13 protein-coding genes and 2 tRNA genes are annotated in these 13,259 nt (G+C 53.7%); 10 read left to right on the top strand and 5 right to left on the bottom strand.

The genetic code is table 11. The features are described from left to right. Positions 1-91: 91 nt before the first annotated feature. From csgD to csgG, 4 genes are read left to right on the top strand one after another with little or no spacing between them, the layout of a single operon-like run. The gene (gene csgD, locus LH23_RS13200; RefSeq protein ID WP_039291758.1) at positions 92-742 is read left to right on the top strand and encodes a biofilm master transcriptional regulator CsgD; all 651 of its coding nucleotides are present in this window, start codon (positions 92-94) and stop codon (positions 740-742) included. 4 nt (positions 743-746) lie between these two features. Continuing rightward, positions 747-1,133 carry a curli production assembly/transport protein CsgE gene (csgE, locus tag LH23_RS13195; protein ID WP_039291755.1) on the top strand — a complete coding sequence of 129 codons (387 nt, stop codon included), beginning with the start codon at positions 747-749 and terminating at the stop codon, positions 1,131-1,133. A 9-nt stretch (positions 1,134-1,142) separates the two neighbouring features. Further along, positions 1,143-1,559, top strand: coding sequence for a curli production assembly/transport protein CsgF (gene csgF, locus LH23_RS13190; protein ID WP_039291752.1), 417 nt, complete (start codon positions 1,143-1,145; stop codon positions 1,557-1,559). Positions 1,560-1,597: 38 nt separating this feature from the next. Then, positions 1,598-2,431: a curli production assembly/transport protein CsgG gene (csgG, locus tag LH23_RS13185; RefSeq protein ID WP_039291750.1), complete on the top strand. Its 834-nt coding sequence runs from the start codon at positions 1,598-1,600 to the stop codon at positions 2,429-2,431. Between the two features lie 42 nt (positions 2,432-2,473). Here csgG and LH23_RS13180 read toward each other — a convergent pair whose 3' ends face one another. The 4 genes from LH23_RS13180 to ghrA form a co-directional block, all read right to left on the bottom strand. Beyond that, positions 2,474-2,962 carry a DUF1097 domain-containing protein gene (locus LH23_RS13180; protein ID WP_039291747.1) on the bottom strand — a complete coding sequence of 163 codons (489 nt, stop codon included), beginning with the start codon at positions 2,960-2,962 and terminating at the stop codon, positions 2,474-2,476. A 103-nt stretch (positions 2,963-3,065) separates the two neighbouring features. Further along, entirely contained in the window at positions 3,066-3,620 is a 555-nt protein-coding gene (locus tag LH23_RS13175; RefSeq protein WP_039291744.1) for a TorD/DmsD family molecular chaperone, read from the bottom strand. A 28-nt stretch (positions 3,621-3,648) separates the two neighbouring features. Then, positions 3,649-4,386, bottom strand: coding sequence for a phosphatase (locus tag LH23_RS13170; RefSeq protein ID WP_039291741.1), 738 nt, complete (start codon positions 4,384-4,386; stop codon positions 3,649-3,651). 103 nt (positions 4,387-4,489) lie between these two features. Then, a complete protein-coding gene (ghrA, locus tag LH23_RS13165; RefSeq protein WP_039291738.1) occupies positions 4,490-5,431 on the bottom strand; it encodes a glyoxylate/hydroxypyruvate reductase GhrA in 942 nt (313 codons plus the stop codon). Positions 5,432-5,634: 203 nt separating this feature from the next. Here ghrA and LH23_RS13160 point away from each other — a divergent pair. The 6 genes from LH23_RS13160 to LH23_RS13135 all read left to right on the top strand — a co-directional run bounded on the left by LH23_RS13160 (position 5,635) and on the right by LH23_RS13135 (position 12,941). Then, positions 5,635-5,722: transfer RNA gene (locus LH23_RS13160), tRNA-Ser, on the top strand. Positions 5,723-6,354: 632 nt separating this feature from the next. After that, positions 6,355-6,924 carry a TetR/AcrR family transcriptional regulator gene (locus tag LH23_RS13155; protein ID WP_039291737.1) on the top strand — a complete coding sequence of 190 codons (570 nt, stop codon included), beginning with the start codon at positions 6,355-6,357 and terminating at the stop codon, positions 6,922-6,924. A gap of 136 nt (positions 6,925-7,060) precedes the next feature. Further along, positions 7,061-8,182: an efflux RND transporter periplasmic adaptor subunit gene (locus LH23_RS13150; RefSeq protein WP_071842722.1), complete on the top strand. Its 1,122-nt coding sequence runs from the start codon at positions 7,061-7,063 to the stop codon at positions 8,180-8,182. Beyond that, positions 8,182-11,289 carry an efflux RND transporter permease subunit gene (locus LH23_RS13145; protein WP_039291736.1) on the top strand — a complete coding sequence of 1,036 codons (3,108 nt, stop codon included), beginning with the start codon at positions 8,182-8,184 and terminating at the stop codon, positions 11,287-11,289. Before LH23_RS13150 ends, LH23_RS13145 begins: the two co-directional genes overlap by 1 nt. Positions 11,290-11,292: 3 nt before the next feature. After that, positions 11,293-12,657 carry an efflux transporter outer membrane subunit gene (locus LH23_RS13140; RefSeq protein ID WP_039291735.1) on the top strand — a complete coding sequence of 455 codons (1,365 nt, stop codon included), beginning with the start codon at positions 11,293-11,295 and terminating at the stop codon, positions 12,655-12,657. Positions 12,658-12,853: 196 nt separating this feature from the next. After that, positions 12,854-12,941 (top strand) — tRNA-Ser (locus LH23_RS13135). Between the two features lie 120 nt (positions 12,942-13,061). Here LH23_RS13135 and LH23_RS23975 read toward each other — a convergent pair. Further along, the gene (locus tag LH23_RS23975) at positions 13,062-13,259 is read right to left on the bottom strand and encodes a hypothetical protein (protein WP_156108034.1); all 198 of its coding nucleotides are present in this window, start codon (positions 13,257-13,259) and stop codon (positions 13,062-13,064) included.

Below are 13,259 nucleotides of genomic sequence, written 5' to 3'. Positions count from 1 at the left end.
ACACACAGCGCTGTCGCGAATCTCGACATCTCAGAGAGAATTAATTTCCATTAATTCAAACGGTAGCGACAAAACCAGGTGGAGTTTCATCATGTATAATGAAGTCCATGCCCTTCAGGGTCCTACGTTATTGTTAATTACAAAACCCTCTCTTCAGGCTTCCGCTTTATTACAGCATTTACGCGCTTCGTTGGAAATAAATGGGCGGGTTCACAACATTCAGCGTCCACTGGATGACTTCGCCAGTAATGCTCTGATTTTATTTGATATGGCGGAAACAGACAAAAAGACCATTCTTTTTTGGCAGGAAAAATTCAGCCGTAAGAACAGTCAGATCAAATTATTGTTGCTCAACACGCCGGAAGAATATCCCTTCAGAGAGATCGAGAACTGGCCACATATCAACGGCGTATTTTATTTTGCGACTGAAGAACCCAAAGTCGTTGAGGGGCTGCGCGGGGTTTTGGAAGGGGAATGCTACTTTTCTCAGAAGCTTGCCAGCTACCTCATCAGCCATTCCGGGAATTATCGTTTTAATAGCGCTGAGTCCTCACGCTTAACGCAGCGCGAAAAGGAAATTTTGAACAAGCTGCGCGTAGGCTCCTCCAACGTTGAGATCGCCCGCTCGCTGTTTATCAGTGAGAACACGGTCAAAACACATCTGTATAACCTGTTCAGAAAGATAGCGGTCAAAAACCGCACTCAGGCGGTTTCCTGGGCCAACGATAACCTTCGGCGATAGCCCCATGAAACGCTCAGCCATTTTTGTTCTGACGGCCTGCTGGTACGCAATAAGTAGCGTTCACGCCGAAGAAGTAGAGATCCCCGGACTGTTGACGGACCACACCGTCACTTCGGTGGGCCACAGTTTCTACCGCGCTTTCAGCGATAAATGGGAAAGCAATTATACCGGCAATTTAACCATCAACGAACGCCCCAGCGCCCGCTGGGGGAGCTGGATAACCATTACCGCCGGTCAGGACGTTGTGTATCAGGCATTTCTTTTCCCTACAAAACGCGACTTCGACAAAAACGTTGACGTTGCACTGGTCCATACCGATGAGGCGCTTAAACGCAGGCTGATCGATAAGCAATTATTGAGTACCAGCGATTTAAGCCACGATGAATTCTAGGAGACGATGATGCGTATTTATCATGCCGTACTGCCCGTGCTGCTATTTACGCCGCTGGCCTGGGGCGGGAATATGGTGTTCCAGTTTGTTAACCCTAATTTTGGCGGCAACCCCAATAACGGCGCCTATTTGTTAAATTCAGCCCAGGCGCAAAATTCGTATAAAGACCCCAGCTACAGCAGCGATCTCGGCGTTCAAATGCCCAGCGCGCTGGATAATTTCACCCAGGCTCTGCAGTCACAGGTGCTGGGTGGACTCTTAACCAATATTAACACCGGGAAACCGGGGCGCATGGTCACCAACGATTTCATCGTTGATATTGCCAATACCGACGGGCAACTTCAGCTCAACGTCACCGACCGAAAAACCGGCAAAACGTCAACCATTCAGGTTTCCGGCCTGCAGGCAAACTCCACGAATTTTTAGTGGCTTAAAATCATAAAACCTCTGCAAGGATCAACATTATGCAGCGCTTACTTCTGATTGTGGCGGTGTGCTTATTAAGTGGTTGTTTAACGGCTCCGCCAAAAGAGGCCGCCAAACCCACGTTATTACCGCGCGCGCAAAGCTACCTCGACCTCACACATTTGCCCGAAGCAAAAGGGAAGCTTTATGTCTCGGTCTATAACATTCAGGACGAAACGGGCCAGTTCAAGCCCTACCCTGCCAGCAACTTTTCTACCGCTGTGCCGCAAAGCGCAACGTCCATGCTGGTCACCGCACTGAAAGATTCTCGCTGGTTCATTCCGCTTGAACGCCAGGGGCTGCAAAACTTGCTTAATGAACGCAAAATTATTCGCGCTGCACAGGAAAACGGCACCGTGGCGGATAATAACCGTGCCCCGCTGCATTCCCTGATGGCGGCCAATGTGATGATCGAAGGGTCGATCATTGGTTATGAGAGCAACGTGAAGTCGGGTGGCGCGGGTGCTCGCTATTTTGGCATTGGGGCAGATACGCAATACCAGCTCGATCAGATTGCCGTTAACCTAAGGGTGGTGGACGTCAGTACTGGCGAAGTCCTGTCGTCAGTCAACACCAGCAAAACGATCCTGTCATACGAGGTGCAGGCCGGCGTCTTCCGGTTTATTGATTATCAGCGTCTGCTGGAGGGTGAAGTGGGCTATACCAGCAACGAACCGGTGATGCTGTGCCTGATGTCCGCCATTGAAACCGGGGTCATCTATCTGGTCAACGACGGTATCGACCGGGGGCTCTGGGATCTGCAGAACCCGGCCGATATTAATAATCCGGTGCTGGTGAAATACAAGCAGCTCTCAACGCCGCCTGCCTCCTGACCCTACCTCCGTTAATAAAAAAACCAGCTTTCGCTGGTTTTTTTATTCGCTTAACAACGAACTGGCCTTCGGTTTTAGCTTTTCTCGCCGGGCTGCAAGCCACAACCCACTGTTTTTCATTGCAAAGCCAAACACCAGACCTAAAAGCAGTGAAGGCACCACGTTGTGCCACTCGCCCTGGTTGGCAAAAGTTGCACAGGCACCGATAAACGTCCCCGGGACAAACGACAGTAAAATATGACGAGCCTGAATACACATCAGGAAGGCCACCACGCCAGTCATGATATAGCCCAGGATTTCAGCCTGTGGTGCCAGCGCGCTACCGTGAATAATCACCAGCGCCCACAGCACGCCGCTGCACAGCGTACACAGGGAAATAAAAAGCCCCTTCATACCGCCCTGCGGACAGGCAAAATAGGCGGTACAGCCGAGGAAACCGGCCCAGCCCAGCAGGCCGAGACTCACCGCCACCCAGCCCCAAAGGCCGGACAGAATACCGGTGGTAATTGCTAATGGAATAAGTGTCTTCATGGCGCCGTATCATAGCAGAGGCCGGGTCAACCACTACGATCTGGCGCACATTTTTTGTAAATCAGAAATCAGTGTTGCATTTTAATTGTGATTCAAATCACAATTATTCTTCCTCTGATTCCTGCAACTCATCGCGCATGGCCTGCAGCGCCTCACGGCTGATCGCCGCCAGTGTGCGGTAGAATGGCGTTGTGGCATGGGCTTCAACTTTGCCCAAGAAAGTCCCACACCACGGCATCAGATAGTCATCAAACAGAGTCACCTGCGCTTCAAACTCATCTTCCTGAGACTGATCTTCAAGCCACGAGGCCGCCAGTAATAGCGTCCCGAAATGATCGGCCGGCGACTCGCCCAGCGGCATGCCACGCTGCTTCAGGAACTGACGCACTTCTCCTTCATCACTTCCCTCTTCCCAGGCGGAACGGAATGGTGGCACGCTGCATTTTTCGCCGACAAACAGCGCATTAAAGTCAGCCGCCAGTAGCTGTGGATCGCAGCTGTTTTGCAGTCGGCCCAGCAGTTCATCCTGTTCCAGTGGCCAGCTTGCCGCCAGCTTCCCTTCACGGATCAGCGTAAAAAGAGGCACCAGCAGGGGATCCTGCGGCTGGCGATAAAAAAGCGATCCGAGTACGCGGCAAATAATTGAAAACTCATTCATGACTGGCTTTATCCATTACGGGTGTTAATTACAGTGTGGCAAATTCAGCAATTGGCGCCATTCCACGAGCTTCAAGGAAGCCCAGCAGGCGCTGCGGAGAAACGTTAAGGATCCTGTCTTCCGGGAAATTAATTTCATCGAGGATTTTACGGCATTCGGTGAAGTCACCCAGCGTAAAAGCGGTGTGGGAGTCAGATCCTAACGCCAGCCAGCCACCGGCATCGCGCACGGCTTCGGCAATGGCGCGGCAGTTCGGGCCACTGCCAATACGCGAATGAGTAAACGAAGAGTTGTTCAACTCCAGCGCGACATTGTACTTCGCTGCCGCCGCCGCAACAGCAGGGATATCAATCTCAAACTTAGGATTCCCCGGGTGGCTGATAATGTGCACGTCGCCATTCGCCATCGTCGCGATCATCGCTTCGGTGTGGGTGGCTTTATCTTTTGGCGGGAACACAGGCTCATGGAAGCCCGCGATAATTAAATCCAGCGCGTCCAGCATCGGGCCCGTGCAGTCGATTTCCCCGGCGGTGTTTTTAATGTTCGACTCAATACCGCGCAAAATGCCGACGCCATCGACCAGTCGTGGCCAGATACGCATATTAATAAAGTGCCAGTAATGCGGCGCATCCGCCATATCAGGGCCGTGGTCGGTAATAGCAAATAGCTTGATGCCCTTGGCTTTAGCAACGGCAATATAATCGTGGAGGGTACTGTAGGCGTGGGTGCTGGCAACGGTATGCATATGCAGGTCAACGGGATACATGGCTTTCTCCTTTTCTATTTTGACTTAAGGATACCAGCAATCCATGACAATTTTTAGCCTGCTTCTGGAACGTTATCAGCCCGGCCAAAGCCGGGCTTGATGCTTAATAGCCGTGCTGCAGCGACACTTCACCGGAGACCGCTTCACCGTTTTCCAGTTGAGTGATCGTTTTTGCAATATAGCTAATCGCCTCATCAGGGCGAGTTACCGCCGCAACATGCGGCGTAATCGCCACGCGAGGATGCGCCCATAGGGGGCTATTTTCCGGCAGAGGCTCTTTAGAGAAGACATCCAGCATTGCGCCCTTGAGCTGTCCGGCATCCAGTGCAGCCAACAGATCGGCCTCGACCAGATGAACGCCGCGCGCAAGATTTATCACGTAGGCCTCTTTAGCCAGTTGGCCCAGCAACTCACGATTGATAATGCCGACCGTTTGCGGCGTATTAGGCAGCAGGTTAATCAACACGCGGGTGCCACTTAAGAAGGCAGGCAGCGCTTCACTCCCGGCAAAACTTTCCACACCTGGGAAATCTTTCTTACTGCGACTCCAGCAGCGCACCGGGAAGCCCCAGGCCACAAGACTTTCAGCCACTTTCCCACCCAGCACGCCCGCGCCGAGGATCCCGATGGTGAAGTCCTCGCGGCGATAATCGTCCAGCGGCTGCCATTGCCCCTGCAGTTTTTGTCTTTGGTAATCGTCAAAACGGCGGAACCAGTGCAGCACCTGGCTGACCGCGTATTCCTGCATTTGCAGCCCCATGCCGGTATCTTCGAGGCGGAATAGCGGCACGCCGTCAGGCAGCATGTCAGGATGAGCCTGAAGTTTGCTGAGAATGGCGTCTACGCCCGCCCCCAGCGCAAATACACCTTTTAGCCCTTTACGGCCGCTAAGCATTTCCACCGGAGGATGCCAGACAAGGGCGTAATCCGCGGGTTGTTGGTCCCCTTGCTTCCACTGGCGAACGCGTGCGCCAGGTAAAGCCTGCTGAAGACGATTCAGCCAGTACTCGGTGTCAAAAGTGGGGTGATGAAAAATAATGTCCATACTGCCTCCTTTTTTTCTTAGGCTTGCGCGAATCGACTCGCCATGCAAGCCCCAAAGTAATAAAAAGCAGCATCTTGTGGTGGTTTAAGAATCAAGTTGGATGAAGTTTGGCTAAACGCACCAAAAACATGAAATTAGCATTGACGGCGAAGTCCATTTTCCCTAAATTAGCGCCCGTTCCAGCAGCGCTGGGGCAACAATATGGTGAGGTGTCCGAGTGGCTGAAGGAGCACGCCTGGAAAGTGTGTATACGGCAACGTATCGAGGGTTCGAATCCCTCCCTCACCGCCATATTCGATAAGAGAGCCTGAACTCACGTTCAGGCTTTTTTATTGCCCGTAACCCCTTGAGGGACGGATGAGAACCCTCGACAGGGTTCGACAAACGGCAGGACAGCCGTTTTGCATTGCCTCCGGCAACCCGCAGGGCGAGCGCCATGGACGGCGCGAGTGATATCCCTCCCTCACCGCCATATTTAAAGAAGAGCTCGCATGCAAATGCGGGCTTTTTTTCGCATGTTGCACGGCGAGGGATGGATGAGAACCCTCGACAGGGTTCGACAACCTGCTTCTGCAGGTTGGACAGCGGCATCACCTGTGATAACGCTGCCCCGAAGGGGTGAGCTTGCGAATCACTAAACGGCAGGACAGCCGTTTTGCATTGCTGCCCTACCCCCCATTTTACCCTTCACAATTCACACAATATTTATAAGCCTACTTTCATTTAATCTTGCCAATAACCCTTATTATGATAAAGGTTAAATACCCTTAATTTCGCCCTTCTCACTGCGCCACAAAAATTACCTCAATTAAAAACAGTCAGTTATAAACAAACTAAAAAAAATCTTTCCAACATTCTATTGCGACGTATAATTAACAAAAATGAGAACGATCATTCTCAAAAATTAAAAGACGGAGTCAGCAATGAGCAGCAAGCTTGAAGCCCGGCACAAAGCCCGCCAAAACGACATTATTGCCGCCGCCAGGCGCTGCTTTACCAGCAGCGGTTTTCACGCAGCCAGCATGTCGCAAATTGCCACAGAGGCACAGTTAAGCGTCGGGCAAATTTATCGCTACTTCAGCAATAAAGACGCCATTATTGAAGCCATTATTCACCGTATTATCGATAAACGTATGGCCGACATGTCGGATAAAAGCCCGACAGATATTATTCCTAATCTTCTCGCCAGCCGAATTAGCCTCAACGAAGAAGATGACACATTAATGCTGGAAATCTCGGCCGAAGCCACGCGTAACCCGCAGGTAGCCGCCTGGCTTGCCGAGGCTGATGAACGTATTTTCAAAACCGCTTGTTTACACCTTAAAAAAGATCACCCTCATTTAACCGAAGAGCGCGTGCGCTGCAGCGTTGAAGTCACGGCTGTGATGATGGAGGGCACGATTTATCGCCGCCTGACGTCGCAGAAAGTAGAACCCCAGGCCATGGAAAAAGTGTATCGCGAAATCATTAATATGCTGATTGGCATTAACTAGTTTTATTTAAACCAACACCAGGGGAATAACACCTCCCCTATTTTTATTCTTTCCGAATATTCGGAGAGAGACGAGTGCCTGAAACTTTATACCTTGCGCAATAGCGAGGCGGACATCCTTCACCCTGAGAAAAGAGATGAAATATATTCAAACATCTGTAGTCACATTATTTCTCCTGAGCGGATGTAATAATGAAGATATATCGGCACCGACACTTCCCCTCCCGGAAGTGGGGATCACGACATTAGCCAGCCAGCCTGTTTCTGTTATTAGCGAACTTACCGGGCGAACCGCGGCCGCAATGAGCGCAGAAGTTCGCCCTCAGGTCACCGGTATTATCCAGAAGCGGTTATTTAATGAAGGGGATAACGTTAAAGCTGGCCAGCCGCTTTACCAGATTGACCCAGCCAGCTTTCAGGCCACTTACAACGAAGCCGCCGCGTCACTAAAACAGGCGCAGGCGCTGGTCGTTGCCGATTGCCAGAAAGCCCACCGCTATGGGCAATTAGTGAAAGAAAACGGTGTCTCCCGGCAGGATGCCGACGATGCGCAGTCCACCTGCAATCAGGACAAGGCCAGCGTGGAATCGAAAAAAGCCACGCTGGAAAGTGCGCGCATCAACCTCAACTGGACAACGGTCACTTCGCCTATCGCCGGGCGAATCGGGATATCCTCCGTTACGCCGGGCGCGCTAGTTTCGGCCGAGCAGGAAAGCGCCCTGGCCACCGTTCGCGGGTTAGGCACGATTTATGTGGACCTTACCCGCTCCAGCGTAGATTTACTGCGCCTGCGCAAGCAAACGCTGGCGACAAACGCCGACACGCTCAGCGTCTCTTTGCTGCTGGAGGATGGCAGCACTTATGCACAAAAAGGGCGCCTCGCGCTGACGGAGGTGGCTGTCGACGAATCAACCGGTTCTGTCACCCTGCGGGCCGTTTTCGCCAATCCTCAGCAGCAGCTTCTGCCAGGCATGTTTGTTCGCGCCCGGGTGGATGAAGGCATCATGCGTGATGCCATTCTTGCCCCGCAGCAGGGCATTACCCGCGATGCGAAAGGCAATGCCACCGCGCTGGTTGTTAATGCTGAAAACAAAGTTGAGCAGCGGACACTGGAAACCGGCGCAACCTATGGCGATAAATGGCTGGTGCTCAGTGGCCTGAGCAACGGCGACCGCCTGATCGTTGAAGGTACCGGGAAAATCAGCGCCGGGCAGCAGGTTACCCCCGTTGAAATAGCCAAAGAAGGAGGTAAAGCCTGATGTTCTCCACCTTCTTCGTTCGTCGCCCGGTTTTTGCCTGGGTCATTGCGATTCTTATTATGCTGGCCGGGGTGCTTGCGATTCGCACCCTGCCCGTCGCCCAGTATCCCGATGTGGCGCCTCCCGCCATAAAAATCTCAGCCACCTACACCGGTGCTTCGGCCGAAACGCTGGAAAACAGTGTGACTCAGGTCATTGAGCAGCAACTGACCGGGCTGGATAACTTGCTCTATTTCAGCTCCACCAGCAGCTCTGACGGCTCCGTCAGCATTACCGTGACCTTTGAACAAGGCACCGATCCCGATACTGCGCAGGTTCAGGTACAAAACAAAGTTCAGCAGGCCGAATCTCGCCTGCCAAGCGAAGTGCAGCAGTCTGGCGTGACGGTGGTGAAATCCCAAAGCAGCTTCCTGATGATCATGGGTGTCTATGATGAGCAGGATAAAGCCAATAGCTCTGATATCGCCGACTGGCTGGTCAGCAACGTTCAGGACCCAATGGCCCGCCTGACCGGTGTCGGCAGCCTGCAGGTCTTCGGCGCAGAATATGCGATGCGTATCTGGATGGATCCGGCCAAACTGGCGTCTTACGCGCTGATGCCTTCGGATATTCAAACGGCGATAGAAGCGCAAAACATTCAGGTTTCCGCCGGTAAAATTGGCGCCCTTCCCGCCTCAGATGCTCAGCAGCTCACCGCGACGGTTCGCGCGCAGTCGCGGCTACAAACCGTAGAGCAGTTCCAGAATATCATCGTGAAGAGCCAGGCTAACGGGGCAACTATTCGTATTGCCGACGTGGCCCGGGTTGAAATGGGCAGCGAGGATTATACCTCCATCGCAAAACTGAACGGCCATCCGGCAGCAGGGATTGCCGTGATGCTTGCGCCCGGCGCGAACGCGCTGGACACCACCACGCGAGTGAAAGAGAAAATCGCCGAGTTCGAGCGCAGCATGCCGAAGGGCTACAAAATTGCCTTCCCCAAAGACAGCACCGAATTCATCAAAATCTCCATTGAGGATGTGATCCAAACGCTGTTTGAAGCCATTCTGCTGGTGGTCTTCGTGATGTATCTCTTCTTGCAGAACGTGCGTGCCACGCTGATTCCCGCGCTGGCAGTACCGGTCGTACTGCTGGGGACTTTTGGCGTGCTGGCCCTGTTCGGCTATTCCATTAACACACTGACGCTGTTTGCCATGGTACTGGCCATCGGTCTGCTGGTGGACGACGCCATTGTGGTGGTGGAAAACGTGGAACGTATCATGCGCGACGAAGGGCTTCCGGCGCGCGAAGCCACAGAAAAATCCATGGGGGAAATCTCCGGTGCCCTGATAGCCATCGCCTTAGTGCTGTCTGCGGTCTTTCTGCCGATGGCGTTTTTTGGCGGCTCAACGGGGGTTATTTATCGCCAGTTCTCAGTCACCATTATCTCCGCCATGGTCCTGTCGGTGGTGGTTGCCCTGACGCTAACGCCAGCGCTTTGCGGCAGAATTCTGCAACACACTACATCCCATAAACGCGGGTTTTTCGGCGGTTTTAACCGCCTGTACCGCACCACCGAGCGTGGCTATAAACGCCGCGTAATAGACACTCTCCGTCATTACGCCACCGTAATGCTGGCTTACATTGCCATCTGCGGTGCGATGGGCCTGGTCATGTGGAAACTGCCGGGGAGCTTCCTGCCTGTCGAGGATCAGGGGCAGATCATGGTGCAGTGGACCTTACCTCCAGGCGCCACTGCCGTGCGCACGGCGGAAATCAACCGCACCGTCACCGACTGGTTCCTGACCAAAGAAAAGGCCAATACCAACGTCATTTTCACCGTCGATGGTTTTAGCTTCAGCGGCAACGGACAAAACACCGGCATGGCTTTTGTGTCGCTCAAAAACTGGTCAGAACGTGAAGGGGAAGAGAATACAGCCCAGGCTATCGCCCTGCGGGCCACGAAAGAGCTCAATACGCTGCGCGATGCCTCGCTGTTTGCCATGATCCCGCCGTCCGTCGACGGGCTGGGCAGGAGCAACGGTTTTACCTTTGAGCTGCTTGCCAATGGCGGAACCGACCGTGACGCGCTGTTTGCCCTGCGTAACCAGCTTATTGGCAAAGCGAATCAGGACCCGGGCCTGCAGGCCGTCCGTGCCAACGATCTGCCGCAAATGCCGCAGCTCCAGGTGGATATCGACAGTAATAAAGCCGTTTCATTAGGACTTTCACTCAGCGAGGTTTCCTCCACGCTCTCCAGCGCCTGGGGCGGGACTTATGTGAACGATTTTATCGACCGTGGCCGCGTGAAAAAGGTCTATATCCAGGGCGAAAGCGATACCCGGGCGGCACCTTCCGACCTCGGAAAATGGTTCGTGCGCAGTGAAAACCAAAGCATGACGCCTTTCTCCGCGTTCGCCACCACTCGCTGGCAGTATGGCCCCGAAAACCTGGTACGCTACAACGGCTCAGTTGCCTTTGAAATTCAGGGGGAAAACGCCGCCGGATACAGTTCCGGCACAGCAATGGAAAAAATGGAGGCGCTGGCAAATAGCCTGCCGGAAGGCACAAGTTGGGCATGGAGCGGGCTTTCCCTGCAGGAAAAATTGGCCAGCGGCCAGGCGCTCAGCCTCTATGCGGTCTCTATTCTCGTCGTGTTTTTATGCCTGGCCGCTCTCTATGAAAGCTGGTCCGTGCCACTGTCGGTGATTCTGGTGATTCCTTTAGGGCTGCTTGGCGCCGCGCTTGCCGCGTGGATGCGTGACTTAAGTAACGACATTTATTTCCAGGTCGCGCTGCTGACCACGATTGGGTTGTCGTCTAAAAACGCCATTTTGATTGTGGAATACGCCGAAGCTGCTGTAAATGAAGGTTACTCGCTAAGTCATGCTGCTCTGCATGCGGCGCAAACGCGCCTGCGCCCCATTATCATGACGTCTCTGGCGTTTGTCGCCGGGGTCACCCCGCTGGCGGTTGCCACCGGGGCGGGCGCAAACAGTCGTATCGCCATCGGGACAGGTATTGTGGGCGGCACGCTGACCGCTACCCTGCTCGCGATTTTCTTTGTTCCTCTCTTCTTTGTCCTGGTGAAACGCTTGTTTGCCGGTCAACGTCGTGCGAAGGGGTAAACCATGATTCGTCTTTCCATTATCCTGCTGACGCTGTTCAGCACCGGCTGCGTTTCGCTGGATCCTGATTATGAGCGCCCTGCGGCACCTATTCCCGCTACGTTGCCGGGTACGCAGGGTGAATCGCGCGCGGTAGTAGGCCACTGGCAGCAGGTGGTTAAAGATACTCGCCTGCAACAGGTGGTGGGCATGGGGCTGAACAGCAATCGTGATGTACAAAAAGCGATTGCCGATATTGAAGCCGCCAGAGCCCAATACGGCGTGCAGCGTGCGTCACTGTTTCCCACGCTCAACGCGGAGTTAAGCTCCACTCGCAGCCGCACTACAGAAAGCGGGCTGACCTCCAGTGCTCAGGCCGACGGCGCGGTGACCAGCTTTGAGCTTGATTTGTTTGGCCGTAACCAAAGCCTTTCCCGCGCGGCCAGAGAAACCTGGCTTGCCAGCGAGTTTACCGCGCAAAATACTCGCCTGACGCTGGTGGCCGAACTAACGACAGCGTGGATCACATTAGCGGCCGATAACAGCAATCTTGAGCTGGCGCAGCAAACGATGTCCAGTGCGGAAGCCTCGCTGAAGATAGTGCAAAAACAACAGCAGGTTGGTACTGCGGCCGCAACGGATGTTTCATCAGCCCTCAGCGTTTACCAGCAGGCGCGAGCCAGCGTGGCCAATTATCAAACGCTGGTCATGCAGGATAAGAACGCCATCAATCTGCTGGCGGGCAGCAGCGTGCCACAGTCATTACTGCCCGGGACGCTGGAAAGCCTGCATGAAAACACAATCACGTTAGTGCCCGCGGGAGTTTCATCCTCTGTACTGCTTGCGAGGCCGGATATCCAGGAAGCCGAGCACAATCTGAAGGTCGCCTACGCCAACATCGGTGCGGCCAGGGCCAGCTTCTTTCCCTCAATCTCGTTAACTGCCAGCGCGGGGGTGGGTAGCGACTCGCTTTCCTCGTTGTTTAACCACGGGATGCAGGTCTGGTCATTTTCACCGTCGATCTCGCTGCCGCTGTTTACCGGCGGTAGCAATCTGTCGCAACTGCGCTATGCCGAAGCAGAGAAAAAGGGGCTGATCGCGAGTTACGAAAAAACTATTCAGAGCGCGTTTAAAGACGTTTCGGATGCTTTAGTTCGTCGCTCGACGTTAAACGAAGAGCTGGATGCCCAGCGTCAATATGTGGTAGCCGAGCAGCAAACGTTTGATCTGGCGATGAAGCGCTACCAGGCAGGCATCGGTGATTATCTGACGGCCTTAACGGCGCAGCGCACGCTGTGGAGCGCGAGCCAGTCGCTTATTTCACTGCAACAAACGGAACTGGAGAACCGCATTACGCTCTGGCAATCGCTTGGAGGCAACGCCAGTTAGCACGATGATTGACCCTCTCCCGCCCACAGGGATTAGTCGGACGGGAGCTTTTTTCGACGAATTTGCCTTAAAACCACCTCAACCGCTCACACCTTAACCGAACGCGGCATAATCCATAAATTAGGCTTGACCGAAGAGGGCTGACTCCCTATAGTAGCGCCCCGTTGCCCACCTAAGGTGTGCAGCAAAACAATATGGTGAGGTGTCCGAGTGGCTGAAGGAGCACGCCTGGAAAGTGTGTATACGGCAACGTATCGAGGGTTCGAATCCCTCCCTCACCGCCATATTTAAAGAAGAGCTCGCATGCAAATGCGGGCTTTTTTTTCGCATGTTGCACACTCAGGGAGTGGATGAGAACCCTCGACAGGGTTCGCCAACCTGCTTCTGCAGGTTGGACAGCGGCATCACTTGTGATAACGCTGCCCCGAAGGGGTGAGCTTGCGAATCACTAAACGGCAGGACAGCCGTTTTGCATTGCCTTCGGCAACCCGCAGGGCGAGCGCCATGGACGGCGCGAGTGATATCCCTCCCTCACCGCCATATTTAAAGAAGAGCTCGCATGCAAATGCGGGCTTTTTTTTCGCATGTTGCACACGATCCAA

The sequence above is a fragment of the Cedecea neteri genome (assembly GCF_000758305.1).
Taxonomy (GTDB): Bacteria; Pseudomonadota; Gammaproteobacteria; order Enterobacterales; family Enterobacteriaceae; genus Cedecea; species Cedecea neteri_C.
Note: the sequence above shows the minus strand (reverse complement) of the source record. Positions and strands in the feature narration are given on the sequence as shown.

What these genes read in the sequence shown, in the direction of transcription:
- csgD (WP_039291758.1), top strand. Translation starts at nt 92, where the DNA reads ATGTATAATGAAGTCCATGCCCTTCAGGGTCCTACGTTATTGTTAATT.
- csgE (WP_039291755.1), top strand. Translation starts at nt 747, where the DNA reads ATGAAACGCTCAGCCATTTTTGTTCTGACGGCCTGCTGGTACGCAATA.
- csgF (WP_039291752.1), top strand. Translation starts at nt 1,143, where the DNA reads ATGCGTATTTATCATGCCGTACTGCCCGTGCTGCTATTTACGCCGCTG.
- csgG (WP_039291750.1), top strand. Translation starts at nt 1,598, where the DNA reads ATGCAGCGCTTACTTCTGATTGTGGCGGTGTGCTTATTAAGTGGTTGT.
- LH23_RS13180 (WP_039291747.1), bottom strand. Translation starts at nt 2,962, where the DNA reads ATGAAGACACTTATTCCATTAGCAATTACCACCGGTATTCTGTCCGGC.
- LH23_RS13175 (WP_039291744.1), bottom strand. Translation starts at nt 3,620, where the DNA reads ATGAATGAGTTTTCAATTATTTGCCGCGTACTCGGATCGCTTTTTTAT.
- LH23_RS13170 (WP_039291741.1), bottom strand. Translation starts at nt 4,386, where the DNA reads ATGTATCCCGTTGACCTGCATATGCATACCGTTGCCAGCACCCACGCC.
- ghrA (WP_039291738.1), bottom strand. Translation starts at nt 5,431, where the DNA reads ATGGACATTATTTTTCATCACCCCACTTTTGACACCGAGTACTGGCTG.
- LH23_RS13155 (WP_039291737.1), top strand. Translation starts at nt 6,355, where the DNA reads ATGAGCAGCAAGCTTGAAGCCCGGCACAAAGCCCGCCAAAACGACATT.
- LH23_RS13150 (WP_071842722.1), top strand. Translation starts at nt 7,061, where the DNA reads ATGAAATATATTCAAACATCTGTAGTCACATTATTTCTCCTGAGCGGA.
- LH23_RS13145 (WP_039291736.1), top strand. Translation starts at nt 8,182, where the DNA reads ATGTTCTCCACCTTCTTCGTTCGTCGCCCGGTTTTTGCCTGGGTCATT.
- LH23_RS13140 (WP_039291735.1), top strand. Translation starts at nt 11,293, where the DNA reads ATGATTCGTCTTTCCATTATCCTGCTGACGCTGTTCAGCACCGGCTGC.